The organism is Sphaerotilus sp. FB-3 (assembly GCF_023706025.1).
Lineage (GTDB): Bacteria > Pseudomonadota > Gammaproteobacteria > Burkholderiales > Burkholderiaceae_C > Sphaerotilus > Sphaerotilus sulfidivorans.
In genome coordinates, this window is the sequence record NZ_BQWE01000074.1 from 1 (window position 1) to 568 (window position 568).

The 568-nt window shown below is 63.9% G+C and carries 2 pseudogenes; both read right to left on the reverse strand.

What is annotated here, in order from left to right:
* Positions 1-258: pseudogene (locus tag NFT33_RS19095) on the reverse strand (succinate--CoA ligase subunit alpha); the annotation flags it as partial.
* Between the two features lie 29 nt (positions 259-287).
* Positions 288-568: pseudogene (gene sucC, locus NFT33_RS19100) on the reverse strand (succinate--CoA ligase subunit beta); the annotation flags it as partial.

A 568-nucleotide genomic window follows, 5' to 3' on the forward strand; every position in this document is an offset into this window, starting at 1 on the left:
CCAGATGGCGGCCGCGGCGCCCGCGGGCGGCACGTAGATCACCGACACGGTCGCGCCTTGCGCTTGAGCGGCTTCCTTGACCGAGGCGTAGATGGGGATGTCCGAGAACGACTCGCCGGCCTTCTTCGGGTTCACGCCGGCGACGAAGCAGTTCTTGCCGTTGGCGTAGGCCTGGCAGCCCAGCGTATGGAACTGACCGGTCTTGCCCGTGATGCCCTGGGTGATGACGCGGGTGTCCTTGTTGATCAGGATGCTCATGTCTTGCTCTTTCCTCGTTCGCTCAGGGCTTACTTGACGGCTTCGACGATCTTCGTCGCGGCCTCGGCCATCGTGTCGGCGCTGATGATCGGCAGGCCCGAATCCTTCAGGATCTGCTTGCCCAGGTCCTCGTTCGTGCCCTTCATGCGCACCACCAGCGGCACCGTCAGGTTGACCGCGCGGCTGGCCGTCACCACGCCGTTGGCGATGGTGTCGCACTTCATGATGCCGCCGAAGATGTTGACCAGGATGCCCTTGACGTCCGGGTTCTTCAGCATCAGCTTGAAGGCCTCGGTCACCTTCTCGGCCG